General features: G+C 70.7%; 21 protein-coding genes. 13 read left to right on the forward strand and 8 right to left on the reverse strand.

Annotated elements, in window-relative coordinates; translation table 11 throughout:
- Nucleotides 1–51: 51 nt before the first annotated feature.
- The 7 genes from H613_RS0115135 (at nt 52) to H613_RS0115165 (ending at nt 7,210) form a co-directional block, all read left to right on the forward strand.
- Nucleotides 52–732, forward strand: a complete 681-nt coding sequence (locus H613_RS0115135; RefSeq protein ID WP_035738234.1) for a GntR family transcriptional regulator — start codon at nt 52–54, stop codon at nt 730–732.
- A gap of 76 nt (nt 733–808) precedes the next feature.
- Nucleotides 809–2,005, forward strand: a complete 1,197-nt coding sequence (locus H613_RS26805; protein ID WP_035738235.1) for an NAD(P)/FAD-dependent oxidoreductase — start codon at nt 809–811, stop codon at nt 2,003–2,005.
- Complete coding sequence (locus H613_RS0115145; protein WP_051393384.1) at nt 2,002–2,316, forward strand: (2Fe-2S)-binding protein; 315 nt, start codon at nt 2,002–2,004, stop codon at nt 2,314–2,316. Before H613_RS26805 ends, H613_RS0115145 begins: the two co-directional genes overlap by 4 nt.
- A complete protein-coding gene (locus H613_RS0115150) occupies nt 2,313–3,719 on the forward strand; it encodes an FAD-dependent oxidoreductase (RefSeq protein WP_026924474.1) in 1,407 nt (468 codons plus the stop codon). The genes H613_RS0115145 and H613_RS0115150 overlap by 4 nt, the downstream gene beginning before the upstream one ends.
- 15 nt (nt 3,720–3,734) lie before the next feature.
- Nucleotides 3,735–4,667: a dihydrodipicolinate synthase family protein gene (locus H613_RS0115155; protein ID WP_026924475.1), complete on the forward strand. Its 933-nt coding sequence runs from the start codon at nt 3,735–3,737 to the stop codon at nt 4,665–4,667.
- A 42-nt stretch (nt 4,668–4,709) separates the two neighbouring features.
- Nucleotides 4,710–5,711, forward strand: a complete 1,002-nt coding sequence (locus H613_RS0115160; RefSeq protein WP_026924476.1) for a proline racemase family protein — start codon at nt 4,710–4,712, stop codon at nt 5,709–5,711.
- Nucleotides 5,712–5,719: 8 nt separating this feature from the next.
- A complete protein-coding gene (locus H613_RS0115165) occupies nt 5,720–7,210 on the forward strand; it encodes an aldehyde dehydrogenase (NADP(+)) (protein ID WP_026924477.1) in 1,491 nt (496 codons plus the stop codon).
- Nucleotides 7,211–7,213: 3 nt separating this feature from the next.
- Here H613_RS0115165 and H613_RS26810 read toward each other — a convergent pair whose 3' ends face one another.
- Entirely contained in the window at nt 7,214–7,666 is a 453-nt protein-coding gene (locus tag H613_RS26810) for a MarR family winged helix-turn-helix transcriptional regulator (RefSeq protein WP_051393385.1), read from the reverse strand.
- A 96-nt stretch (nt 7,667–7,762) separates the two neighbouring features.
- Here H613_RS26810 and H613_RS26815 point away from each other — a divergent pair, with 96 nt between their 5' ends.
- Complete coding sequence (locus H613_RS26815; protein ID WP_051393386.1) at nt 7,763–9,241, forward strand: MFS transporter; 1,479 nt, start codon at nt 7,763–7,765, stop codon at nt 9,239–9,241.
- Nucleotides 9,242–9,305: 64 nt separating this feature from the next.
- Here the strand turns inward: H613_RS26815 and H613_RS0115180 are convergent, their stop codons facing one another.
- Nucleotides 9,306–10,991: a cellulose-binding domain-containing protein gene (locus H613_RS0115180; protein ID WP_169732008.1), complete on the reverse strand. Its 1,686-nt coding sequence runs from the start codon at nt 10,989–10,991 to the stop codon at nt 9,306–9,308.
- A 576-nt stretch (nt 10,992–11,567) separates the two neighbouring features.
- On the opposite strand from H613_RS0115180, the gene H613_RS0115185 reads away from it, so the two are divergent.
- The gene (locus H613_RS0115185; protein WP_035738236.1) at nt 11,568–12,227 is read left to right on the forward strand and encodes a DUF4360 domain-containing protein; all 660 of its coding nucleotides are present in this window, start codon (nt 11,568–11,570) and stop codon (nt 12,225–12,227) included.
- A gap of 81 nt (nt 12,228–12,308) precedes the next feature.
- Here the strand turns inward: H613_RS0115185 and H613_RS0115190 are convergent, their stop codons facing one another.
- From H613_RS0115190 to H613_RS26830, 4 genes are all read right to left on the reverse strand, one after another.
- On the reverse strand, nt 12,309–12,692 hold the full coding sequence (locus H613_RS0115190) for a peptidase associated/transthyretin-like domain-containing protein (RefSeq protein ID WP_026924480.1): 384 nt from the start codon (nt 12,690–12,692) through the stop codon (nt 12,309–12,311).
- Nucleotides 12,693–12,749: 57 nt separating this feature from the next.
- A complete protein-coding gene (locus H613_RS32895) occupies nt 12,750–14,027 on the reverse strand; it encodes a galactose-binding domain-containing protein (RefSeq protein ID WP_051393387.1) in 1,278 nt (425 codons plus the stop codon).
- A gap of 63 nt (nt 14,028–14,090) precedes the next feature.
- Nucleotides 14,091–15,119: a discoidin domain-containing protein gene (locus tag H613_RS31730; protein WP_211234840.1), complete on the reverse strand. Its 1,029-nt coding sequence runs from the start codon at nt 15,117–15,119 to the stop codon at nt 14,091–14,093.
- Nucleotides 15,086–17,413 (reverse strand): MGH1-like glycoside hydrolase domain-containing protein, encoded by a 2,328-nt coding sequence (locus tag H613_RS26830; RefSeq protein WP_211234841.1) that lies wholly within the window; start codon nt 17,411–17,413, stop codon nt 15,086–15,088. Before H613_RS26830 ends, H613_RS31730 begins: the two co-directional genes overlap by 34 nt.
- Nucleotides 17,414–17,915: 502 nt before the next feature.
- On the opposite strand from H613_RS26830, the gene H613_RS0115205 reads away from it, so the two are divergent.
- Nucleotides 17,916–18,617, forward strand: coding sequence for a hypothetical protein (locus tag H613_RS0115205; protein ID WP_211234842.1), 702 nt, complete (start codon nt 17,916–17,918; stop codon nt 18,615–18,617).
- 164 nt (nt 18,618–18,781) lie between these two features.
- Here H613_RS0115205 and H613_RS26835 read toward each other — a convergent pair whose 3' ends face one another.
- Complete coding sequence (locus H613_RS26835) at nt 18,782–19,480, reverse strand: NUDIX hydrolase (RefSeq protein ID WP_035738238.1); 699 nt, start codon at nt 19,478–19,480, stop codon at nt 18,782–18,784.
- Between the two features lie 68 nt (nt 19,481–19,548).
- Between H613_RS26835 and H613_RS0115215 the strand changes: the two genes are divergently transcribed.
- The 3 genes from H613_RS0115215 to H613_RS0115225 all read left to right on the forward strand — a co-directional run bounded on the left by H613_RS0115215 (nt 19,549) and on the right by H613_RS0115225 (nt 23,475).
- Nucleotides 19,549–20,550, forward strand: coding sequence for an SPFH domain-containing protein (locus H613_RS0115215; RefSeq protein WP_026924482.1), 1,002 nt, complete (start codon nt 19,549–19,551; stop codon nt 20,548–20,550).
- The gene (locus H613_RS0115220) at nt 20,547–21,452 is read left to right on the forward strand and encodes a diacylglycerol kinase catalytic domain-containing protein (protein WP_026924483.1); all 906 of its coding nucleotides are present in this window, start codon (nt 20,547–20,549) and stop codon (nt 21,450–21,452) included. Before H613_RS0115215 ends, H613_RS0115220 begins: the two co-directional genes overlap by 4 nt.
- Before the next feature lie 199 nt (nt 21,453–21,651).
- Nucleotides 21,652–23,475, forward strand: a complete 1,824-nt coding sequence (locus H613_RS0115225; protein WP_026924484.1) for an alkyl/aryl-sulfatase — start codon at nt 21,652–21,654, stop codon at nt 23,473–23,475.
- A gap of 145 nt (nt 23,476–23,620) precedes the next feature.
- Here the strand turns inward: H613_RS0115225 and H613_RS26840 are convergent, their stop codons facing one another.
- Entirely contained in the window at nt 23,621–24,550 is a 930-nt protein-coding gene (locus H613_RS26840; protein WP_051393388.1) for an alpha/beta hydrolase, read from the reverse strand.
- Nucleotides 24,551–24,553: the final 3 nt, after the last annotated feature.

A 24,553-nucleotide genomic window follows, 5' to 3' on the forward strand; every position in this document is an offset into this window, starting at 1 on the left:
GAGGCGACGGCGCCGGTCCGGTACGCGCGTTGTCGAAGGGAGAGCTGGGGAGTGACGTTGCCATCCATCCAACGACTGGAGCCGGGCGAGAGCCTGCGGGCGCGCGTGGAGCGGACGCTCTCGACCGCGATCATCTCGGGTGAGCTCGCGCCCGGGACGCTCCTGACCGTCCCGACGCTGGCCGAGCAGTTCGCGGTGTCGGCGACGCCCGTCCGCGAGGCGATGCTCGACCTCGAGAAGCGCGGCTTCGTCGAACCGGTGCGCAACAAGGGCTTCCGCGTGACGGCGGTGAGCGACGACCTGCTCCACGACATCGTCGAGATCCGGCTGCTGCTGGAGCCCCCCGCCATGGCGCGCCTCGCCGAGGCGTTCCCGGCCGACCGGCTGGAGGAGCTCCGCGCCCAGGCCGATGCGATCGTCACCGGCGCGCGCGCGGGCGATCTCGCCGCCTACCTGCTCGCGGACCGCCGCTTCCATCTGGAGCTGACCGCGCTGCTCGGCAACGACACGCTGGTCGAGACGATCGCCGAGCTGCGCGCGCGCACCCGCCTGGTCGGGCTCGTCTCGCTGCTGGAGACGAGCATGCTCGACGTCTCGGCCGCGGAGCACCACCGGCTCCTCGACCACCTCGCCGCGGGCGACGCGGACGCGGCGGGTGAGCTCATGCGCCACCACATCCGCCACGCCGTCGGATGGTGGGCGGGCAAACCCGAGGCGGCCGAGGGCGAGTAGCCCTCGGAGGAAGAGAACTCCGACCCATTGCGACCCCGATAAATATGTGACATACCACTAATGAGGAGGTGAGACCATGCAGGCGGATGTGGCGATCGTCGGCGCCGGCATCGTCGGCGCGGCGTGCGCGCGGGCCCTGGCGCGCGCCGGAATGAGCGTCGTCATCGTCGACCGCGGCGCCCCCGCCGCCGCGACGAGCGCGAGCGGCGAAGGCAACCTCCTGGTCTCCGACAAGGCGCCGGGGCCGGAGCTCGACCTCGCGCTCCTCGCCTCGGCGCACTGGCCCCGCCTCGCCGCCGAACTCGCCGACGAGCTCGGCGACTCGTTCCCCGCCGTCGAATACGAGCGGAAGGGCGGCGTCGTCGTCGCCACCACCGAGGCGGGGGCCGGGCCGCTGCGCGACTTCGCCCGCGGCCAGGCCGAAGTCGGCGTCGAGACCGAGGACCTCAGCGTCGCCGAGGCGCTCGAACTCGAACCACACCTCAACCCCGAGATCACCGCGGCCGTCCACTACCCGCAGGATGCGCAGGTCCAACCGGTCATCGCCGCCGAGGCCCTGCTCGCCTCGGCCAGGCGATCGGGCGCGCGGATCCTGCCGCACCGGGAGGTCGTCGGCGCACTGCGGGACGCCGCTGGGCGCATCACCGGCATCCGCACCGCCGCAGAGGAAATCCACGCCGGTGCCGTCGTCGTCGCGGCCGGGCCCTGGTCCGGTGCCGTCGCTGAATCTCTCGGCGCCGAGCTCCCCGTCCACCCCCGGCGCGGGATGGTCCTGGTGACCGCGCGCATGCACCAGAAGGTGTTCCACAAGGTCTACGACGGCGACTACTTCGGCGCGACCCAGTCCGCCGACGCCGCGCTCCAGACCTCCAGCGTCGTCGAGTCCACTCCCGGCGGCACCGTCCTCATCGGCTCCAGCCGCCAGCAGATCGGCTTCGACGACCGGCTGGACGTCGCGGTCCTCGCCGCGGTCGCGCGAAAGGCGCTGCGCCTCTTCCCCTTCCTGGAGACCACGCCGGTGATCCGCGCGTACGGCGGCTTCCGCCCCTACATACCCGACCACCTCCCGGTCATCGGCGAGGACCACCGGCACCCCGGGCTCTGGTACGCCACCGGGCACGAGGGCGCCGGGATCGGCCTGGCGGGGGTGACGGGCGAACTCATCGGCGCGCTCCTCACCGGCGCCGAACCGGCGATCGACCCCGGGCCGTTCAGCCCTTCGCGCCCGAGCCTCGCCGCCCACCTCACCCCGACCCCGGAGGGAGCGGCATGAGCGCCATCGTCCCCTGGAGATCCGACCCCATCCGCCCCGCCGAGCCCCGGCCGCTGCGCATCAGCGTCGACGGCGTCCCCGTCGAAGGGCTGCACGGGCAGTCGATCGCGGGCGTCCTCCTCGCGCAAGGCGAGACCGCCTGGCGCACCACCGTCGCGGGCCGCGGACGCGGCGTCTTCTGCGGGATCGGCGTCTGCTTCGACTGCGTCGCCACCGTCAACGGCGAGAGCGACGTGCGCCTGTGCATGCGCCGCGCGCAGGACGGCGATGTCGTCGAGACGCAGAACGATGCGGGGGAGGAGCGGGTATGAGCAGCGTTCTTGTCATCGGCGCCGGTCCCGCCGGACTCGCCGCCGCCGTGGCCGCGAGCGACGCCGGAGCGCGCGTCACCCTCCTCGACTCCGGCGACGGCCTCGGCGGGCAGTATTGGCGACACCTGCCCGCCCAGCGCCCCAGCCGAAACGAGGCCCGGCTCCACCACGGGTGGGCAGCCTTCGAGCGGCTCCGAAGCCGCATCGGCGGCGACGACGCGATCGAGGTCGTCACCGAGGCCCAGGTCTGGGCCATCGAGACCGCCGAATCCGTGACGGCCCAAGTCCTCGTCGGCCCCGCCGACGCCGCCGGACGCGAGGCGCGGGCCCTGACCGCCGACGCCATCGTGCTCGCCCCCGGCGCCCACGACCGCACGCTGCCGTTCCCCGGCTGGCACCTCCCGGGCGTCTTCTCCGCCGGGGCCGCCCAGGCCCTCGCGAAGGGCGAACGCATCGCCGTGGGCCGCCGCGCCGTCGTCGCCGGGGCCGGACCGTTCCTGCTGCCGGTCGCCCAGTCGCTCACCGCCGCCGGTGCGACCGTCCTCGGCGTGTTCGAGGCGGCCCGCCCGCCCGCCCTCGCCAAAGGCTGGCTCTCGAAGCCCTGGAAGCTCTTCGGCACGGCCCACAAGGGCCGCGAGCTCGCCGGATACCTGGCCCATCACCTCGTCCACCGGGTGCCCTACCGGCTCGGCCGCGCCGTGGTCGAGGCCCGCGGCGACGGCCGCGTCGAGGAAGTGGTCATCGCGCGCGTCGACGCGGAGTGGGCCCCGGTGCCCGGCACCGAGCGGACCCTCGCCGCCGACGCGGTCTGCGTCAGCCACGGCTTCACCCCGCGCCTCGAACTGCCGATCGCCGCCGGGTGCGCGATCGGCCCGGACCGCTTCGTCCGCGTCGACCCAGATCAACGCACGAGCGTCGACGGCGTGTACGCGGCCGGTGAGATCACCGGCATCGGCGGGGTCGACGCGGCACTCGTCGAGGGCCGCATCGCGGGCCACCGCGCCGCCGGAGGCGCGAAATCCGCAATGGACTCCGCCCGGCGCCGCCGCGCGGCCACTACCGACCTCGCCCGGCGCATCGAGGCCGCCCACGGCATCCGCCCCGGCTGGACCTCCTGGCTGCGCGACGACACCGTCGTCTGCCGCTGCGAGGAGGTCCCCTACGCCAGGCTCCGCAGTGTGGCAGAGGCGACCGAGCAGCACGCCATGCGCTCGGTGAAGCTCACGACCCGAGCGGGCCTCGGCATCTGCCAGGCGCGCATGTGCGGCCGCACGGTGGAGGCCCTCATCGGGGCGGACACCTCGCGCGGCGCCGACACCTCCGACCGGCGGCCCCTGGCCGCGCCCATTCGGCTCGGCGACCTCGCCGAGCTCCCCACCACGCCCAAGCGCGGCAGTGCCTAGAAAGGGAAGACACCCATGACTGACAAGAAGTTCGACCTCGGCGGCGTCGTCGTCGCGACGACGCTGGCGTTCAAGGAGGACCCGAAGGCGCCCGCCGGGCTCGCGGTCGACTACGACAAGTTCGCCGAGCACTGCGACTTCCTCATCCGCAACGGCTGCCGCGGCGTCGGCCCCAACGGCTCGCTCGGCGAGTACTCCTCCCTCACCGACTCCGAGCGCCGCAAGGTCGTGCAGGTCGCCGTCGAAACGGTCGGCGACCGCGGGCTCGTCGTCGCCGGTGTGCACGGCGTCGGCTGGCACCAAGCGGTCCAGTGGGCCGAGCACGCCCAGGAGGACGGCGCCGACGGCGTCCTGCTGCTCCCGCCGACGATCTACCGCGCCAACCGCGGCGAGGTCGTCGAGCACTACACCAAGGTCAACGAGGTCGGCCTGCCGATCATGATGTACAACAACCCGTTCGACACGAAGGTCGACATCGGGCCCGACCTCATCGCCGAGCTGTACGAGCTCGAGAACGTCGTGGCCGTCAAGGAGTTCTCCACCGACGTCCGCCGCGTCCTGGAGATCCGGGAGCGGTGCGACATCGACGTCATCGCCGGCGCCGACGACCTCCTCTTCGAGTCGCTCGTCGTCGGCGCGAAGGGCTGGTTCGCCGGATACCCGAACGCCTTCCCGCGCGAGGCCGTCGCGATCTACGATCTCGTCACGGCCGGGGAGATCGAGCGGGCCCGCGAGCTGTACACCGGCCTGGTGCCGGTGTTCCGCTGGGACACGAAGACGGAGTTCGTCCAGGCGATCAAGCTGTCGATGGACGTCGCGGGCAACAGCTACGGCGGGCCGACCCGCCCGCCGCGCGGGCCGCTCTCGGCAGCCCAGCGCGAGCAGGTCGTCCGCGACACCCGCCGCGCCCTGGACCACGCCGAACGATTCCACGGTTCCGCTTCCTAGAGGTACCGTGCCCGCACGGGGACCGCTCGCGATTGGAGGAGCATGAGAACGACACGGCTGATCAGCGCCGTCGACTCGCACACGGAGGGCATGCCGACCCGGGTGGTCACCGGCGGGGTCGGGACCATCCCGGGCGCGACGATGAACGACAAGCGCCTCCACTTCATCGAGCACATGGACGATCTGCGGCGCTTTTTGATGGACGAGCCGCGCGGCCACGCCGCGATGAGCGGCGCGATCCTCCAGCAGCCGACCCGCCCCGACTGCGACTGGGGCGTGATCTACATCGAGGTGTCCGGCTGCCTGCCGATGTGCGGGCACGGCACGATCGGGGTCGCGACCGTGCTCGTCGAGACCGGGATGGTCCCTGTCGTCGAGCCGGTCACCGAGATCCGGCTCGACACGCCCGCCGGGCCGGTCACCGCGCGCGTCGCGGTCTCGGGCGGTCACGCCGACGCGGTCACCATCGAGAACGTGCCGAGCTACGCCGACGCGCTCGACACGAGCGTGGAGGTGCCCGGCCTGGGCACCGTCCCGTACTCGATGGCCTTCGGCGGCAACTTCTACGCGATGGTGGACCTCGACGACGTCGGCCTGCCGTTCGACCGCTCGCGCGGGCAGGAGATCCTGGCCGCCGGACTGGCGATCATGGACGCGATCAACGAGACCGCTCCGCCGCGGCACCCCGAGATCGCCGGGCTCGACCACTGCCACCACGTCGAGTTCATCGCGCCGGGATCGACCGCGGCGCGCTCGCGGCACGCGATGGCGATCCACCCCGGCTGGTTCGACCGCTCGCCGTGCGGCACCGGCACGTCCGCCCGGATGGCCGAGCTGTGGGCGCGCGGCGAGCTCGATCTCGAGACCGACTTCGTCAACGAGTCGTTCATCGGCACCCGTTTCATCGGGCGGCTCACCGGCGAGACCACCGTCGGCGGCCGTCCGGCGGTGGTCCCCACGATCACCGGCCGCGCCTGGGTGACCGGCACGGCGCAGTACATGCTCGACCCCGCCGACCCGTTCCCTTCGGGATTCCAGTTCTAGGAGTGCTCATGACGAACCAGACGCCACTCGACAGCCTCGACGCGATCGCGCGGACCGCCGACGAGGCGGCCCGCGCGCTCGTGCGGATCGCCCCGGCGACCCGCGCCGCCGCCCTCGTCGCCGCCGCGGACGCGATCACCGCGGAAGCCGACGACCTGGTGGCGCTCGCGATGAGCGAGACCGGCCTGGCCGAGGTCCGACTGCGCGGCGAGCTGAAGCGGACCGCAGTCCAGCTGCGGCTCTTCGCCGACACGGTCGTCGACGGCGCCTATCTCGACGCCCGGATCGACCGCGCCGACCCCGACTTCGCGCTCGGGCCCCGGCCGGACGTGCGCAGCGTCAACGAGCCGATCGGGCCCGTGCTGAACTTCGCCGCGAGCAACTTCCCGTTCGCGTTCTCCGTCGCCGGCGGGGACACCGCGGCCGCGCTCGCCGCGGGCAACCCGGTCATCGTCAAGGCCCACCCGGGCCACCCGCTCCTGTCCGAGCGCACCGCCGAGGTCGCCGCCGCCGCGCTCGAAGGCGCCGGGCTCCCTTCGGGCACACTGCAACTCATCGCCGGGCAGGAGGCGGGAGTCGCGATGCTGCGGCACCCGCTCGTCAAGGCCGCGTCGTTCACCGGATCGGTCGGGGCCGGGCGGGTCCTCGCCGACATCGCCGCCGCGCGGGTCGACCCGATCCCGTTCTACGGTGAGCTCGGCAGCGTCAACCCCGTCTTCGTCACCCCCGGCGCCCTCGCCGAACGCGCGGGCGAGATCGCCGCCGGGCTCGTGGCGAGCGTCGGCGGCTCCGCCGGGCAGCTGTGCACGAAGCCCGGATTCGTCTTCCTGCCCGCGGGCCACGGCCTCGACGACGCGATCGCCGAGGCTTCGGCCAAGGTCGAGGAGCACCGGATGCTGGGCCCGCGCATCGCCGAGGGCTATGCGCGGCGGCGCGACGCGATCCTCGAAACGGCGGGCGTCCGCGTCATCGCCGCCGGGTCGCTGCGGACCGACGACGGCGGCCAGGGCTGGGTGACGCCCACGATGGCCGCCGTCGGCGTCGAGGACCTCCGCGCCGGTCTCGGCACGCTCCTCGACGAGTGCTTCGGCCCGCTCACGATCCTCGTCGAGGCACCGGCCGACGCCGATTACGCGGATCTGCTCGAGGAGTTCTTCGAAGGGAACCTCACCGTCACCGTGCACCGGGCCGACGGCGACGACGTCGCGCGCCTGGTGCGCGCGGCATCGCGCCGGGCCGGGCGCGTCCTGTTCGACGGCTGGCCCACGGGGGTCGCGGTGACCCCCGCGATGCAGCACGGCGGGCCGTGGCCCGCCACGACCTCGGGCGGCACGAGCGTCGGCACGGCGGCCATCGCGCGGTTCGTGCGGGCGGTCGCCTACCAGAACGCTCCGGCGGCGATCCTGCCGCCGCCGCTGCGCGACGACAACCCGTGGGACGTGCCGCAGCGGATCGCCCCGGCGGGGGAGTCCGCCGCGTGGGGAGGCCGCGCGGCGTAGTCGCTAACGCTCGTCGACGACCCGGCCGTACTCGTCGGCGAACTCGTGCAGCAGCGCGATGAGCCGTTCGGACTTCTCGGGTCCGAGCCTGTCGAGGGCGGACTGGTAGCCGCCGAGGACCACGTCCAGGTTCGCCTTGAGCGCCTCCGCGCCCGCCTCGGTGGGGGCGAATCGGTAGGCGGGGCTGCCCGGCTCGCGGGAGCGCTGGACCATGCCCTGGTGCAGCGCCGCGTTGACCTGGCGGTTGACGGTCGACTGCTCGAGCTTGAGCTGGTCGGCGATCTCGCGGAGCGTGCGCGGGCCGCTCTCGCTGAGGAGCCACAGCAGCCGCAGGTCGGCGGTGCCGATGGTGGCGCACTGGGTGATGACGTGGCGCTGGCGCTCGAACCGCGTGATCGCGGCCGCGAACCGCCGCCCGGGGTCGCCGGGGGCGGTACCTGAACGCTGCTCGGCCATGTCGCCTCCTTCACATGCGGGTGGACACATCCCAATGATTGTGTATGATACATAAGTCTATCGTATGTAACTTACACATCGAAGCCTAAGGAAACCATGTCCCCATCACCGCCAAGGGCGGAGCCGGAAGCGGCGCACCCCAGCTCCCGGCACCCCGCCCTGATCGTGCTCGTCCTCGGCTTCTCCAGCCTCTGCGCCGCCCTGATGCAGTCGCTGGTGATCCCGATCCAGAGCGAGCTCCCCAAGCTGCTCGACACCAGCGCGAGCAACACCTCCTGGATCGTCACCGCCACCCTCCTGGGCGGCGCGGTCGCCATGCCCACGGCAGGGCGCCTGGCCGACATCTTCGGCAAGAAGCCGATCCTCATCGTCAGCGCCGCGATCCTCGTCCTCGGCTCCCTGCTGTGCGCGGTCGGCGGCGGCTTCGCGCTCGTCCTGGTCGGCCGCTTCCTCCAGGGCATCGCCATGGGCTACGTCCCCGTGGCGATCAGCATGGTCCACGAGGTGACGCCGCCGAAGATGGTCAACACCGCCACCGCGGGCATCAGCGCCACGCTCGGCGTCGGCGGCGCGCTCGGCCTCCCGATCGCCGCCTGGATCGCCCAGGAGTACGACTGGCACGCGCTGTTCTGGCTCTCGGCCGTCCTCGCCGCGGTCATGACCGCCCTCACCGCCGTCGCCCTCCCGCACCGCGCCAACCGCCACCCGGCCCGGTTCGACCTCGTCGGCTCGATCGGCCTGGCCGTCGGCCTGGTCGCCCTGCTCGTGGGCATCTCCAAGGGCGGCGACTGGGGCTGGACCGACGGGAGCACGCTCGCGTCGATCATCGGCGGCGCCGCCGTCCTGGTCCTGTGGGGCGTCTACGAGCTGCGCCACCGCGCCCCGCTCGTGGACCTGCGCACCACCGCGCGGCTGCCCGTGCTGCTCACCAACCTCGCCGCGCTCGCGGCCGGGTTCGGCATGATGGCGCAGTCCATCGTGGTGCCCCAACTGCTCCAGATGCCCGAGCAGACCGGCTACGGCCTGGGACAGACGATCCTCCAGGCAGGACTCTGGATGGCCCCCGCGGGCCTGATGATGCTGGCGTTCGCGCCGATCTCCAGCGCGATGCTCACCCGCATCGGCGGCCGCCTCACCCTCGCGATCGGGGCGGCGGTGATCGCCGGGGGCTACCTCGTGGCCGCGTTCATGACCGACGAGGCGTGGAAGCTCATGGTCGCCAGCTGCATCTCCGCGGCCGGGGTGGGCATCGGCTACGCCGCCATGCCCACCCTGATCATGGACAACGTCCCCCGCTCCGAGGCCGGTTCGGGCGTCGGCGTCAACTCGCTGATGCGATCGATGGGCACCACCGTCGCCGGAGCGGTCATGGCCGTGGTCCTGACCAGCCAGACCATGACCCTCGCGCCGGGCACCCCGTCGATCCCCACGCACGACGCGTTCCGGCTGTGCTTCCTCATCGGCGCGGGTGCGGCGCTCGTCGCGGCGGCCCTGACCCTCTTCATCCCGCGCAGGCCGCGCCCGGCTCCCGTGCGGGACGAGCGCGTCGAATCGGAGCTCGAAGCGGTCCACTGAGCAACGACACGGCAAGGGGCCCGCGGCGGATCCGCCGCGGGCCCCTCACCGTGTCAGCCGTCGATCAGTTTGGCGCGTGGACGGTGCCGTCGTCCCAGTCGCGGGTGGCGCCCCGCAGGTACCAGCTCGACCCGCCGGACGGGGTGCTGCCCGAGAAGTGCTGCTCGATGGAGCCCTCGAACGGCGCAGCGGAGACGTTGCCGCCGTACGCGTCCGTGTAGACCGTGGTCGAACCGGAGCTCTGCAGCGTGAAGCCGCCCGGCCGGTACTCTCGCAGGCTCCCCGTGAACGGCGAGCGGGGGTCGTCCCATTCGAGCCGTTCCCCGGCTTGGAGGGCCTCCTCGCATCCCGGGCCGCCCAGCAGATCCGGCTCGTAGCACAGGTCCAGGACCCGGCCCAGGTTGTTCGGCTGGGACGGGTCGTAGTAGCGCGACGAGTTGACCACGTAGAACAGCGGCGAGATGCTGAAGTTCACTCCGGCGCCGTTGATCTGCGAGTTGCCGAACCAGAAGTCGTCCATGTCGGAGACGTTGAACGGCTGCGGGTCGGGGTAGAGCGGATCGTAGTGGGTCTCGCCGCGGCGGATCGCGTCGACGCAGCTCGACTCGGCGATCAGCCGTCCGGGCGTCACGTACTCCGAGGGCGAGTCCGCCGGCGCCGGAGTTCCGACGTCGATGAACCGGCCTCCGAAGCCGGGGCATTCGGACGGGCTGAAGCCGCCGGCCACGCCGAACGGCATCAGCACGGCTACGTCGGCCTGCACGGTCCGCCCGTTCGCGGTGCACTTGATGTTGCTGATCAGCTCGTGGACGTTGTTCTTGAACGCGTCCGGCGAGTGCGTGCCCTGGTGGATCTTCAACAGGATGTCGCAGTTGGCCAGGACCGTGCCCTGAGGCGGGAAGAAGGCGGAGCCGTCATCGCCCTGGATCACGTCGACGTTCTGGACCAGCACCTTGTGTCCGACATGGTCCTCGTGCCGCTGGCTCATGTCGGGCAGGCTGTCGGCCTGCACCTCGCTGACGTAGCCGAACGGCGGGAAGCCGCTCTCGTCGAACAGCGGCGAGTTGCGCGGGTCGTCGCCGTGCTCGTGCCCGAACGAGCAGCCGCTCGGGTCCTGGACGGGGTGCCAGGTGGGATAGACCTTGCCGTCGGGGCCGTAGGTCCAATACCTGGCGTGGATCTCGCTGGCGCACTCGCCGGGCTGGGGGTCGTAGCCCTTCGGCTGCAAGACCAGCTCGTACGCCATGCTGAGCTCGGCGTCGGCGGGCGGCGGCCCCTGGCCCCACTCGGGGTTCGTCGGGACGGGGTCCGTCGGGTCCGGATCCGTGGGGTCCGGTCCGGGGTCGGTCTGGCCGTCGCAGACGTCGCCGTTGACGGAGATCCGGCTCGGCTCGGCGCTGCTGCCGTTGCCGACGAAGCCGAAGACCTCGCGGCTCTGGCCGGAGCCGATGGAGCCGTTCCAGCCGACGTCGGTGCCGCTGAAGCTGGATCCGCTCTGGTTCCAGTCGACGTTCCACGCGCTGCTGACAGCGGTGCCGGAGGGGAAGTCCCAGTCGATCTGCCAGCCGTTGATGGGCTCGCCGGCGGTGATGGTGATGTTGGCCTGGAAGCCGGAGCCCCAGTCGTTGGTGACGTTGTAGTCGACTTCGCAGCCCTCTTCGGCGAACGCGTGGTTCGCCGAGACGATGGTCAGCGCACTGGCGCCGAGAGCGGCGACGGCCATGAGAGCGACCGCCAGCCTCCTATGCATTTGACGCGATTGCATAGTTCGATGTCCTTTCTTCTTGGTGGCGGCGATCGGAGGGGCTCTATCGGTGTCTTGGCTCGTGCGAAACGGGTTTGATGATCATTTCGACGAGGAAAGCGCTCCCAAGAAATATATTGATGGTTGCCTATATTTAGAGGACTTGTCAAGGTCTTCGCGGTATTTCCGAAATGTTTCCGTTGGCAAGCGTTTGATGCGGCGAAGCCGCTCTTGGAGGCGATGAAGCCGACCCCTCGCGAGGCGCGTCGAACCCGGCGGCGGCTCCGTCAATCTGGCCCCACCCCCACCGTGATGACCAAAATACTCATATGGTCACCATTTACTCTCTTATCTCCGCAATCCATCTAATATGAACTTTTAAGCACTTCTTGACTAATTCGTTACTTATAGATATACATGAATGTACCGATTGAGCATTCTCGACAGACCCTGGTTTTCGACCCATCCTCGCAAACCGCTGGGAGCGCTCCCGAATTTTGAACACCGGTATTGCCGTCCCCGATCCCTCACCCGCAGTAGAGCAGTCGCCATCGATTGCCCTCAGCCCAGAAAGTGATCCGAATGAAAATACTCCGAAAGACGCCGCTCCTCGCCGCGGTCGCCCTGGCCGCCCTGGCCGCCCTGGCCGCGGCCATGTTGGCCGGCCCCGCCGCGCAGGCGGACACCGAACTCGCCGACGCCCCCGGCGGCCGCGTCACCGTCGACGTCGTCACCGTCAACGGCTCCGGCTGCCCGCAAGGCACCGCCGACGCCACCGTCAACGGGGACAACACGTCGTTCACCGTGACCTACGACCGCTTCCTGGCGGAGGCCGGGGGCAGCACCGATGTCGTCGATTCCCGCAAGAACTGCCAGATCAACCTGGCCGTGAACGTTCCGTCGGGGTTCACCTACGCGATCGCCAGGGCCGACTACCGCGGCTACGGGCACCTCGAATCCGGCGCCACCGGCATGCAGCAGGCGAGCTACTACTTCAGCGGAAGCTCCGCGACCACCCGCTCCGCCCACGAGCTGGACGGTCCGTACAACGGCGACTGGCAGTTCACCGATCGAGCCGCCGAATTCGTCTACAAGCCGTGCGGCGAGCAGCGGAACTTCAACATCAACACCGAACTCCGAGTGAGCGCCGGCGACAACCCCGCCCTGAAGAGCTTCATGACCATGGACTCGACCCGTGGAAGCGTCAAGACCGTGTTCCACCTCGCCTGGAAGCGCTGCTGAGGCAGTCGATCTCCACGCCGACAACGTGATACGGGCCCGCGACCCGGAATTCGTTCCGGGTGGCGGGCCCGCCGCGCGCTATCAGGCGTCGGTGCCGCCCATGCCTCCGGCCGGGCCTCCTTCGCCTCCGGTGGGCGGTTCGCCTCCGCCGGGGGGCGAGGCTCCGGCGCCGCCTCCGGCCTCTGTGCCCGTGTCGACGCCGACGGTCAGCGAGACGGTGTACCCGCCCGCGGCGTCGCCCGAGACGGTGGCCAGCTGGCTCTCGCCGCCGTCGTCGCTGAACACGTTGTCGCCGTCGAGCGACACCTGGGCGAGGTTCGCGACGGACGCTTCGTAGCCCTCTTCCGCGTACGCCTCGTCGCAGACCTCCTCCGGCAGCGCCACCTGCGAGGTGGCGATCGCGTTGGTGCTGTCCGCGATCGCGTCGGCGTCGGGGTTCCGGAGCCCGCTCGGCGGGCGTTCCAAGACGCGTGCGGGGCGCCGTCACGATCGACGGCGCCCCGCACGGCTGTGGAGTTGGAATCAGAGCCCGTAACGGCCCTTCAGATGCCGCCACCAGTCGCGCAGCATCCACTGGTCGAATTCGGTGATGGTGGCCGAGGAGCCGGCCTTCATGATGAAGCAGCACTGGCCGGTCGGGGTCCAGTCGTAGAAGTCGTCGAGCCCGAACGTGTGCCCCAGTTCATGCAGGTAGATCGTGATCTGGGACGACCCGAGCGCGCCCGTGAAGTACTCGCTGCCCATGCGCTGGCCCCAGTCGCCGCCCGCGCCGCCGCCCATGCCCGCGGTCAGCCACAGGCTCTGGTCGTAATGGCGGTCGTAGCCGCCGGGGCAGTTCGGATAGTTGCCGTCCTGGTGGAAGAACCTCCCGCAGTCCTCGGAGCACTGCGGGGCGTCCTCGCGGATGTCGTTGATGTAGATGTCGACGGAGTCGTCGCTCCACTGCAAGAGATCCCGGTCGTAGGCGGCCCAGCCGACGACGTTGACATCGATGTGGTCGAACGGCCAGTCGTTCCAGCCGACGATCTGGTCGAACCACAGCTGGTACTGCTCTTGGAGCTTGGCCTCGATGCCGTCGCGCAGCGAGGCCGAGACCGACGCCTGCGAGTCCCAGCGGACGCAGTAGTTGATCTTCCCGCCGGTGGCCATGACCTGGTCCCAGCCGAAGTTGCGGAAGTCGAGGTTGTAGGTGTCCTCCACGTGCGCCCAGACCTCGTTCAGCGGCTGCACCAGGTTCGAGGGCGGATTCCACTCGTTCTGCTGGCCGCTGCCCTCGCCGTAGGCCTTCCATTCGAGGACGCCGACGCTGGCGGCGCCGCTCTGCATGACGGCGCGGAGCGCGGTGGTGGTGACCTCGGCGAACTGGACCGAGTTGTACTGGTCGGCGGCGGTCCCGTAGGCGCCGCTGGCGTTCACCGGTTGCCAGGAGCCGTTCGACAGGTATTCGATGTGCCACGAGGCGGGGACGCGGACGCCGCCGTTGTCGTCGAAGAAGTACAGGTCGGCGGAGGCGACGGTGACCGCCCCACCCCACGTGAGCTGGACCCACTGGGTGCCCTCTTCGGGCCAGGTGCCCCAGCGGGCGTTCTGCGTGTCGTCGGACTGGGGCGGGTCGATGCCGCCGTTGATCGCGTCGATGCTCTCCCACGGGGACGTGTAGGACGCCGACGGCGTCGCCGCAGTGGCCACCTGCGCCTGCGCGGCGCCTGCGGTGACGGCCTGGAGCGTCCAGGACAGCCCCGCGGCGAGTATCGCGGCGAGCAGGAGCCTCGCCTGCTGGCGTCTTGCGGTTCTCAGCATGGTTTCTCCTTGTGCCGGTTGGAGTTCGGTTGCATTCGGCGTTGACCGCGCCGACTCGGGAATCTAAGTGAAGACCTTCCATTCCAGGACGCCGACGCTGGCCGCGCCGCTTTGGAGGACGGCCCGGAGACCGGTGGTGGTCACGGCGTCGAAGTCCACGGAGTTGTACTGGTCGGGCGCGGTCCCGTAGGAGCCGTTCGCGTTCACCGGTTGCCAGGTGCCGTTCGACAGGTATTCGATGTGCCAGGAGGCGGGCACGCGGACGCCGCCGTTGTCGTCGAAGAAGTACATGTCGGACGAGGTGACGGTCACCGGGCTGGTCCATTCCAACTGGACCCACTGCTCGCCCTCCTCGGGCCAGGCGCCCCAGCGGGAGTTGGCCGTGTCGTTGGACCGCGGCGGGTCGATGCCGTCGTTGACGGCGGTGATGGTCTCCCACGGCGAGGTGTAGGACGCCGAGGCGGCGGCCGCGAGGGCGACGTTCTCGGGGCCGGACGAGCCGCCCTCCGCGGTGTAGTAGGCCTGGATCTCCTTGAGGCCGGTGGCGTGCCCGGCCTGGTGGTCCATGACGACGCGGATCCGCTCGGTGCCGACCTCGTTGAACTTGACCTTGTTGTAGTTGGCGCGCGGGGCGGCCGGGCTCTTGTCCTGGCCGGGGGCATTCACCCAGTCGGCGCCGTCGTGGTACTCGATCCGGTACGAGGCCGGTGCCGACAGGCCGTTCGCGGTGCGGTCGCGGTAGAAGTACAGGCGCACCTCGTCGACCAGTTCGGTCCCGTCGAACTCCACCTCGTACCAGTCACTGGTGTTGCCCGATCCGGCGCTGCTCCAGATCGGCGCGTTGACGGTGGTGCCGTTGACCGCGGCCGCCGCGCTGGTGCCCGAGGCGGCGTGCGAGGCCGAGACGGCGGCGCCCAAGGCGAGGTTCTCCGCGTCGTGCTCCAGGTTGGCGCCCGCCTTGGCGAACACGTCGACGACGCGGCCGGTGAGCTCGACGTCCTGCGGCGCCGACAGGCCCGCGATGGCCTGGTTGAAGAGGACCTGCCCCCGGCCGCCGGTCAACTGGACCTGGCCGGTGTCGGGATTCCACACGGCCGGAACGAGGCCGTCGAGGGTGAAGGCCCGCTCGCGCCGATGAAGACCGAATAGCCCTCGGGCACGCCCGGGTAGGCGGAGCCGGTGCCGGGCCGGTTCCAGGTGATGGTGAGGTCGGCGTTGCGGTAGCGGAGGTTGTTGACGGTGAAGTGGTCCCAGCCGATGTCGAAGGGGGAGAGCTCCACGGCGTTGTCGGTCCTGGGGCGCAGGCCCATCGCGTCCTCGACGAACGTCCAGATGCTCGAGCCGAGGATCGTGTGGTGGATCCACGAGCGGAACCCGATGGTCTGCGACTGCGGGTTCCAGTCGGCCCAGAACTCGTTGGAGTCGGGCCAGCGGGTGTCCCCGCCGATATAGGTGGCCCAGGCGTTCCAGTACAGGAGTTTCTTGTAGCTCTCGACGGTGATCGCGTCGGTGTCGTAATTTCGCAGGACCGAGGAGAAGAGTCGGAACTGGACGGTGGAGTTGATCTGGGAGAAGTTGTTCGAGCCCGGGAAGCCCGCGGCGGCGGCCTCGGCCTTGTCGACCTGATTGGCCGTGAAGAAGGGAAACAGCGGGTACTCGGCCTGATCGGCGAACAGGCGCAGCGCGTCGGTGTAGGGCTCCTCGTTCGGGATGGCGCCCACCGAGAAGGGGTAGTAGTTGTTGATCTCCTTCCACGGCACGTGCCCGCCCGAGTCGACGTGGACGTGCTCGAACAACTGACGATCGGGATTCCACAGGACTTGGACGATGCTGTTCGCGATCTCCTCGGCCAGGCCGCGCATCTCGGCGGCCTTCGACCCGTTCCCCAGCAGCTCGTAGGCCTGGGCGGCGGCGAGGGCGCCTGAGTACTGGTAGGCGGATTCGGCGCGGTCGAGGTTGCCGCTGCGCCAATGAAAGGAGACGGCGTCGGCGTCGTTGCCGGTCATCGCACCCCAGTCGTACTCGATGATGGCGTTGTTGTTGGTGTCGAAGGTGTCCAGCTGGCCCTTCACGTCCCCCTCGGCATAGCGCGCGAGGTTGGCCACGATCGGGAGCTGCCCGCCGTGGATCTGGTAGGAGCGCCAGGCGGCCTCGGCGATGTACTGGGTGTAGGAGTTCGACCAGTTCTCCGGGTCGCCGGGATTGTCCATGAAGCGCCCGCCCTCGGAAGACTCGCCGGTGGAGACCCAGGGGCCGTAGGCGTAGACGGGGTTGCGCAGGTATTTCAGGTCGTCGATGAACATCGGGACGGTCAGCGCGATGGCGTTGTTGTAGCCGGTGACGCCCTCGATGGAGGTGGGGAACTGGAAGTCGTTGCCCGGGATGTCGGCGTCGAGGTAGTTGTAGCGCATCAGCCACCAGCGGTAGTAGATGAACTTCTTGATCTCCTCGTCGGGCACGTCGAAGTAGGGCACGTTCTCGGCCCACCACCGGTTGTAGGTCTGGACCTGCTCGGCGAAGGCCGCCCCGGGCGCGGCGTCGCGGTAGGCGGCGTACTCGGTGGCCGACTCGGGGATCTCCTCGGCGATCATGCCGAGCTGGACCTTGACCGTGGCCGATTCGCCCGAGCCGAGGGCGAGTTCCCCGGTGAGCGCGCCGCCCGAGGGGGTGAGCCCGGTGCCCGACAGGCGCGGGAAGACGGTGGTGAGGCGCTCCCCGCGGGAGTTCTGGACGTCGAGGACGCCGGTGAGCTCCTCGCCGTCGGCCTGCCAGGCGAAGTCGGAGTCGACGCGAATGGGGACGGTGGTCCCGCCGCCGTTGTTCGTGATCGTGAGGTTCGCGACCGCGACGTTGTTGTGCGTGATGAACTTCTGGACCTCGACGGTCAGGTTCCCGCCGTTGTGGACGCTGGTCCAGTGGCTCGGCATCTGGCGGCGCCGGTTGACGACCTCGCTGAAGCCGCTCTGGCCGATGCCGACCGTGAACCCGTCGGTGTTGCTGGTGCGGTCGAAGAACGGGTCGTAGTAGGCGAGTTGGCCGCCGAAGCCGATGACGTCGGGGTCGTGGACGCGCATGAGCAGCGCCCGGCCCCTGGTCATGAGCCACTGGTCGCCGGCGGGGTCAACGCCCTCTCGGGCGAGCAGGCGGTCCATCCAGAAGTCGGTGCCCTCGGCCTCGGCCTCGTACATGGCCGGCATCATGCCGTCCACCGTGAACGAGGCGGGCTCGGGCGGAACGGGGTCGCCGCCGGTGAAGGTCGGATACCCGATGGTCTGCTGGGCCAGCGCGGGGCGCGACCCGGTGCCGACCGCGGCGGCGACGACCGGTGCGGCACCGGCCAGCGCGCCCAGTCGCAGGGCGGCCCTGCGCGAGAAGCGGGAACTCATGACGGCCTGCCTCCGGTGATGAGGAGCCGGGTCGACCGATGCCGTTGCGTCATTGCGTGCCTCCGAGGGTGCGGGTCGGTGTGGGGTCGGGGGATAGGGACCGAAACAAACCGAAAAGGTTTTCTGACACCTTGTAGGCGCTATGGTACGAGTCAGCACTCCATAGTGTCAATGCATAGACCTGAATCAATATTGATCGCGACCGGATTTATCGATCCACCTCGTCGCGGGCGGTGCGGTCAGACTGTGGCGGCGCGCCGTCTCGGCCGCGCTGCCGGTGAACCCGCCATGGCACCCGCTGGATCTATCCGGATTTGTATTGATTCCGGTCGATCCATTGACACGGCGGAACTCGGGCTCTTACGATGTCCCGTACAGCATTTCGAAAACCTTTTCTGACAGTTTCGGATGCTCCCGGCCTTACCTGCCGACATTCCCGGAGGTATGAAATGACGCGACAACATCGGCCGACCCGGCTCCTCACCACCGGAGGCGGCCCATCATGAGCTCCCACTTCCCGCGCAGGACCGCGCTTCGCCTGGCCGGCACCGTGCCGGCCGTGGCGCTCGGCTCCGTGGCGTTCGCGGACGCCGCCCAGGCCGCCCCGCCGACCGGCACGGTCCGGGTGTACTGGCTCAGGCCCACGGACGTGCCCTACGACCAGCGGTACCCGGACGGCATCACCGCCGTCATGCGGGAATCGCAGCGCTACTACCGGCAGGAACTGGGCGTGACGTTCACGCTCAACGACCCGGTGGTGGAGGTCGTGGCCGGAGACCACGACGCGAGCTGGTACGAGAACACCCCCAACGGCGGCGACCGGTACTGGTGGGTGGTGTTCAACATGCAGCAGGAGTTGATGGCCAAGCTCGGCCTCAACGCACCGGACCGCCGCTGGATCAATGTCGGCGAGATCAGCGCCGAGAAGGAGGGCGTCTCCGGCGGCGGTGGCGGCGGCGGCTGGGTGATCCTCTCGGGCCACGACGCCGACGGCGCGGCGGGCCTCGGCGGCGACATGAACCGCTGGTACGGCGGCATGGTCCACGAGTTGGGCCACGCCCTCGGGCTTCCCGACTCCACGTACACCGACGGCACGCCGATGTCGGCGTCGTTCTACAGCTACCCGAACTGCCACTTCAACGACCAGCAGAAGAACGGCATCCTCAACGGCCCGTACGGCGACTTCCTGTCCAGTACGCCGTAGGCGCGGCCGCACTCTGATACGGACCCGCATCTCCAAGGGCGCCGGTGACCCCTGCGATGACAGGGGCACCGGCCGGGAGGCGCGGGTCCGTACTGATTGGGCAGAACTCGGAAGCCTTCCGCCGCTGTGCCGATTCGCGGTCGCCCGCTCGCGCGAACTTCCCGCTATGTCGGAGCAGCGGCATCGACGTCGAGCCTGCGGCGCAGGATCGGCGGATTCAAGAGCGCCGCGTCGCCGCGGCGGTACAGCTTGGCCGGTCGGCCGGGCTCGCCCTCGGTCGATCGCCCGGTGGGCTCGACGAAGCCCGGTGCGGAAGTGGCCTTGCGGTGGAAGTTCCGCGGGTCCGGCGCCTCGCCCCAGACCGCCTCGTAGACCGTTCGCAGGGCGGCGATGGTGAACTCGGGCGGGCAGAAGGCGGTGGCCAGCGGCGTGTACTCCAACTTGGAGCGGGCGCGCTCGACACCGTCGGCGAGGATGCGGTCGTGGTCGAAGGCGAGGCTCTGGCGCCCGACCGGCTGCCACGCGGCCGCCGCCGCGTCCGTTCCGGCCATCGGAGCGGGAAGGTCGGGGAGCAGCGCCAGGTAGGCGACGGTGACCACGCGGCCGCGCGGGTCGCGCGCGGGTGCGCCGTAGCTGGCGAGCTGCTCCAGGTGCCCGCCCGGCTCGGCCAGGCCGGTCTCCTCGGCGAGTTCGCGCCGCGCTGCGGCGGCGAGGTCCTCGTCGGCGTGGACGAACCCGCCCGGCAGTGCCCACTGGCCGAGGTAGGGCTCGCAGCCGCGCCGCACCAGCAGCACGTGCAACCCGCCTTCGCGCACGGTGAGGACGACGAGGTCGACCGTGACGGCGAACACTGGATAACTCATTATCACCACCTTGACGATAATCTATCACGACTGTTATCGTCATAGTGACGAGAATGGAGGCCCACCCCATGGCCGATGTCAAGAGACTGCTGTTCCTGCGCCACCTGCGCGGCACCCCGACCGTCTGGGTTCGGTTCAAGAAGCGGGGCCGGCTCCGCAAGGAGGGAACCGACCAGTCGTTCTGGTACCGCCCGCTGACGGCAGTGCTCTCCGAGGTGCCGGTCGACGACCGGGAACTGCCCCTGCTGTTCCACGCGCGCACGGCGGACTTCGCCGACGTCACCGTCCAGGCCACGGTGACCTACCGGATCGCCGACCCGGCGCTGGCCGCCACCCGGCTGGACTTCTCGGTCGATCCCTACGACGGCCGGGCCCGCGCCCGACCGCTCGACCAGGTCGCGACCCTCCTCACCGAACTGGCCCAGCAGCCCGCCCTCGACCTGCTGGTCCACCTGCCGCTGGCGGACGCGCTCACCGTCGCCATCACCGAGGTCCGCCAGGCCGTCGCCGAGGCGCTCGCCGACGACGCCCGGCTCGGCGACATCGGGGTCGCCGTGGTCAGCGCCCGCGTCGTGGCCATCCGGCCCGAACCCGAACTCGAGCGGTCGCTCCAGACTCCCACCCGGGAAGCCGTGCAGCAGGACGCGGACAAGGCCACGTACGCGCGGCGCGCCCAGGCCGTGGAGCAGGAGCGGGCCATCGCCGAGAACGAGCTGCAGAACAAGATCGAACTGGCCAGGCGCGAGCAGCAGCTGGTCGAACAGAAGGGCGCCAACGACCGGCGCAAGGCCGAGCTGTCCGCGGCCGCGGCCCTGGCCGCCGCCCAAGGCGAAGCGGAGAAGGAGCGCACGCTCGCGGCCGCCCAGGCCGACAAGGTGCGGGCGGTCGGCGTGGCCGAGGCCGAGGCCGAAGAGGCCCGCATGGCCGCCTACCGGGACCTGCCCCCCGCCGTGCTGCAATCGCTGGCGCTGCGCGAACTCGCGGGCCAGCTGCCCGAGATCGGCCAGCTCACGATCACCCCGGACCTCCTCACCGGGACCCTCGCCCGACTCGCCGACGGCCCGCGATGAGCGGCACCCTCGCCCCCAGAGTGGTCGTCGTCAGCCGCCGCAGCGAGCTGGACGAGCTGCTGGCCCGCCACGGCACCCGAGCCGCGGCCGACCACTTCCTGCGGCAGCGCGGCCGCGGCCTGGACGAGGTCACCGCCCGGCACGAGGCGCTCCAAGCGGCGATCACCGCGGTGGACGCGGCGGTCCCGGCCGACTGGCGCCGGGGCCGCGTGGACCGGGCGGACCTGCCTCGGTTCCCATTCGCACCGGAGGACCTGGTCGTCGCGGTCGGCCAGGACGGACTGGTGGCCAACCTCGCGAAATACCTGGACGGTCAGCCGGTGATCGGCGTGGATCCAGAGCCGGGACGCAATCCCGGCGTGCTCATCCGCTTCCGGGCGGACGCGGCCGCCGCCGTGCTCCGGGCGGCGGCCGGGAAGACGGCGGCGATCCGGCGGCTCACCATGGTCGCCGCCCGCCTCGACGACGGCCAGGAGCTGACCGGCCTCAACGAGGTCTACGCGGGCCACGCCGCCCACCAGTCCGCCCGCTACCGGCTCGTCGGCGCGGACGGCCGCGGCGAGCGCCAGTCCTCGTCCGGCGTGGTGGTCGGAACGGGCACGGGAGCCACCGGCTGGAGCGCCTCCATCGCGGCCGAACGCGGCCGCGGCGAGGCGCTGCCCGCGCCGGAGGAACCGTCCCTGTCCTGGTTCGTGCGGGAGGCGTGGCCGTCACCGGCGACCGGCACCTCGCTGACCGCGGGCACGCTGCGGGCGGGGGAGGAGCTGCGCCTGGTCTGCGAGAGCGAGCGGCTCGTCGTCTTCGCCGACGGCGTCGAGTCCGACCACCTCACCCTCACTTGGGGACAGCAGGTCGCGATCGGCCTGGCCGACCGCCACCTCCACCTGGTCGTCCCCGAATAGGGCGGCGACCGGAGCCCCGCCGTCGTGCCCGACCTCGCTCGGCGTTCGCAATGGAGACGGACCTCGAGCGCGAGCAGGCTCGGTGCGGTGAAAACGGCGCCGGATCGGTCCGCCCGGCCATAGTCTGAGTCCGATTCATCCGCGCAGTCGACCAAGGGGGACCATGGCTGCCGAACAGGAGCGAGCCGGAGGACCGGGCATGTCCGCGACGTCGTTGGACGGCCTGGACTTCACCGACAGGCAGGACTTCGACGACGCCGACCGCGGGTTCCAGGCCCGCCTCGAACCCGGCGCCGTCAAGAACGACAAGGGCGAGGTGGTCTGGGACGGCGACGCGTTCGCCTTCCTGGAGGGCGAGGCGCCCGAGACCGTCGACCCGAGCCTGTGGCGGCAGTCCCAGCTGTGCGCCCGCCAGGGCCTCTACGAGGTCTGCGAAGGCGTCTACCAGGTCAGGGGCCTGGACCTGTCGAACATGACGATCATCGAGGGCGACACCGGCGTCATCGTGGTCGACCCGCTGGTCTCCTCGGAGACCGCCGCCGCGGCCCTCGGCCTCTACCAGAGCGCCAGGGGCGACCGGCAGGTCTCGGCCGTGGTCTACACCCACTCGCACATCGACCACTTCGGCGGCGTCCTCGGCGTGATCGACCCGGCGAGGAACCGGGTGCCGATCCTGGCCCCGGAGGGGTTCATGGAGCACGCGGTCGAGGAGAACGTCTACGCCGGTCCGGCCATGCTGCGCCGCGCCATGTACTACGCCGGTGCGGCCCTCGACACCGGCCCCGAGGGCATCGTCGGCATGGGCCTGGGCCTGACCACCTCCCACGGCTCCTCGGCGATCGTCCCGCCCACGGTCGACATCGCGCGCACCGGCCAAGAGGAGACCATCGACGGGGTGCGCCTGGTGTTCCAGCTGACGCCGGGGACCGAGGCGCCCTCGGAGATGAACTTCCACCTGCCGCAGCGCCGGGCGCTGTGCATGGCCGAGAACGCCACCCACAACATGCACAACATCCTCACCCTGCGCGGCGCGGTGGTGCGGGACGCGCGGGTGTGGTCGCGGTACCTCAACGAGGCGATCCTGATGTTCGCCGACGACTCGGACGTCCTGTTCGCCTCCCACCACTGGCCGACCTGGGGCGCCGACCGGATCCGCTCGTACCTGGCGGTGCAGCGCGACCTGTACGCCTACATGCACGACCAGACCCTCAGGCTGCTCAACCGGGGATACACCGGGTCCGAGCTCGCCGAGCGGATCGAGATGCCGCCCGGCCTGGCCGAGGCGTGGAGCGCCCGCGGCTACTACGGTTCGCTCTCCCACAACACCAAGGCGATCTACCAGCGGTACATGGGCTGGTTCGACGGGCACCCCTCCTCGCTGTGGGAGTACCCGCCCGAGCAGAGCGCCGCGCGCTACGCCAAGGCGTTCGGCGGCGCCGACGCCCTCACCGCGAAGGGCCGGGAGTTCCTGGAGGGCGGCGACGCCCGCTTCGCCGCCCAGCTGCTCAAGCACGCCGTGTTCGCCGAGCCGTCGAACGGCGAGGCGAAGGAGCTGCTGGCGAGCGCCTATGAGCGGCTCGGCCTCGCCGCCGAGAACGGCACGTGGCGCAACTACTACCTGATGGGCGCCAAGGAACTGCGCGGAGGCATCGAACCCACGGCCGTCTCCTCGGCGGGCATGGCCGCCGCGCTCACCGTCACCCAGGTCTTCGACTCGGTCGCCATCCGCGTCGACGGCCCGAAGGCCGCCTCGGAGCCGATGGTGGTCGACTGGGTCTTCACCGACATCGGCGAGCGCTACCGGACCGAGCTGTCGAACGGGGTGCTGATCCACTGGCACTCCACCGGAGACGAGGGCACCGAGCCCGACCTGACGCTCCGGCTGACCAAGGCCGAACTGCTCGGCCTGCTGGAAGGCGAGAACGCGGAGGCCATCGAGCACGACGGCGACCCGGCGGTCCTCGGCAGGCTCCTGGCCGTGCTCGACGAGCCCGACCTGAACTTCGCGATCGTCACGCCCTGAACGGGGCGCAGGTGATCGGAGTGCTCGCGCTTCCGCCCAGCGCCACTGCACTCCGAGCCATGATTCCTCCAAGCGAACGGTGTGTCGCTTCGCATCCTCCCCGGGAAAGCGGCACCGCACGTCCGAATCGGAGCATTGCCGCGCGTCAGCCGGTGAGGCCGCCCGCGAGGAAGTCCAGGGACGCGTCGATCGCGGGCAGCCGCGGCAAATGGTTCAGGTGGCCGTGCGTCATGCCGGGGGCCAGGTGGGACTCGACCGGCACGCCGAGCTCGGTGAGCTGGCGTTCGAGCAGTTCACCGGAGGCCCGCAGGTCGTCGTATTCGGAGAGCAGGATCCGGGTGGGCGGGAGCCCGTCGAGCCGGGCCGCCCCCGGAAGCGCGTCGGGCGGCAGGTCGCTGATGCGGCCCACATAGCTCCTGACCATGTTCTCGATGCTCTCGGTGGGGAACCGCGCGGGGATGGCGGCCATCTCGGCGCTCACCTGCGGGTCCAGGGCCGGGTTCGGGTAGTGCGCGAACGGGTAGGCCAGCAGCAGCGCGTCCGCCGGGCGGGGACCGGTGTCCCTGGCTCGCAAGGCGGCCGCGAGGGCCAGCGCGCCCCCGGCGCTGGCGCCGCCGATCGCGATGGGCAGTCCGCGGGCGGTCTCCTCACCGCACAGCCACGTCCACGCCGCGTGGACGTCGTCGATCGGGACCGGGTGGCGGACGCCGTTTCGCGCGAGCCGGTAGTCCACGGAGACCGTGAACACGCCAGCGCGCCGGGCGATCTCCAGGCTGACGACGTGGGCCTCGGGCATGTCGAGGTCGCCGTGGACGAAGCCGCCGCCGTGCGCCCACAGCGCCGCGCCGCGGATCGGCCCCTCGGGCCGGTAGGCGCGCAGCGGGATCGGGCCGTGCGGGCCCGCGATCGCGGTGTCCTCCACCTGGACGCCGGTGGCGTCCCACGGCTCGTCGTGGCCCTGGTACTCGCGCAGGAACCGCTCGGCCAGCGCTTCGCGCTCCTCGTCGGTCCGTCCCGAGGCGCGAGCCCGGTCCATGCCGCGGTACATCTCAGTGAAGTATTCGTGGACCGGCAACGC

The sequence above is a fragment of the Glycomyces arizonensis DSM 44726 genome (assembly GCF_000482705.1).
Classification (GTDB): domain Bacteria; phylum Actinomycetota; class Actinomycetes; order Mycobacteriales; family Micromonosporaceae; genus Glycomyces; species Glycomyces arizonensis.

Excerpts from the sequence above, each read along its gene's own strand:
- H613_RS26805 (WP_035738235.1), top strand. The coding sequence starts at position 809 with ATGCAGGCGGATGTGGCGATCGTCGGCGCCGGCATCGTCGGCGCGGCG.
- H613_RS0115145 (WP_051393384.1), top strand. The coding sequence starts at position 2,002 with ATGAGCGCCATCGTCCCCTGGAGATCCGACCCCATCCGCCCCGCCGAG.
- H613_RS0115150 (WP_026924474.1), top strand. The coding sequence starts at position 2,313 with ATGAGCAGCGTTCTTGTCATCGGCGCCGGTCCCGCCGGACTCGCCGCC.
- H613_RS0115155 (WP_026924475.1), top strand. The coding sequence starts at position 3,735 with ATGACTGACAAGAAGTTCGACCTCGGCGGCGTCGTCGTCGCGACGACG.
- H613_RS0115160 (WP_026924476.1), top strand. The coding sequence starts at position 4,710 with ATGAGAACGACACGGCTGATCAGCGCCGTCGACTCGCACACGGAGGGC.
- H613_RS0115165 (WP_026924477.1), top strand. The coding sequence starts at position 5,720 with ATGACGAACCAGACGCCACTCGACAGCCTCGACGCGATCGCGCGGACC.
- H613_RS26810 (WP_051393385.1), bottom strand. The coding sequence starts at position 7,666 with ATGGCCGAGCAGCGTTCAGGTACCGCCCCCGGCGACCCCGGGCGGCGG.
- H613_RS26815 (WP_051393386.1), top strand. The coding sequence starts at position 7,763 with ATGTCCCCATCACCGCCAAGGGCGGAGCCGGAAGCGGCGCACCCCAGC.
- H613_RS0115180 (WP_169732008.1), bottom strand. The coding sequence starts at position 10,991 with ATGCATAGGAGGCTGGCGGTCGCTCTCATGGCCGTCGCCGCTCTCGGC.
- H613_RS0115185 (WP_035738236.1), top strand. The coding sequence starts at position 11,568 with ATGAAAATACTCCGAAAGACGCCGCTCCTCGCCGCGGTCGCCCTGGCC.
- H613_RS32895 (WP_051393387.1), bottom strand. The coding sequence starts at position 14,027 with ATGCTGAGAACCGCAAGACGCCAGCAGGCGAGGCTCCTGCTCGCCGCG.
- H613_RS26830 (WP_211234841.1), bottom strand. The coding sequence starts at position 17,413 with ATGAGTTCCCGCTTCTCGCGCAGGGCCGCCCTGCGACTGGGCGCGCTG.
- H613_RS0115205 (WP_211234842.1), top strand. The coding sequence starts at position 17,916 with ATGAGCTCCCACTTCCCGCGCAGGACCGCGCTTCGCCTGGCCGGCACC.
- H613_RS26835 (WP_035738238.1), bottom strand. The coding sequence starts at position 19,480 with ATGAGTTATCCAGTGTTCGCCGTCACGGTCGACCTCGTCGTCCTCACC.
- H613_RS0115215 (WP_026924482.1), top strand. The coding sequence starts at position 19,549 with ATGGCCGATGTCAAGAGACTGCTGTTCCTGCGCCACCTGCGCGGCACC.
- H613_RS0115220 (WP_026924483.1), top strand. The coding sequence starts at position 20,547 with ATGAGCGGCACCCTCGCCCCCAGAGTGGTCGTCGTCAGCCGCCGCAGC.
- H613_RS0115225 (WP_026924484.1), top strand. The coding sequence starts at position 21,652 with ATGTCCGCGACGTCGTTGGACGGCCTGGACTTCACCGACAGGCAGGAC.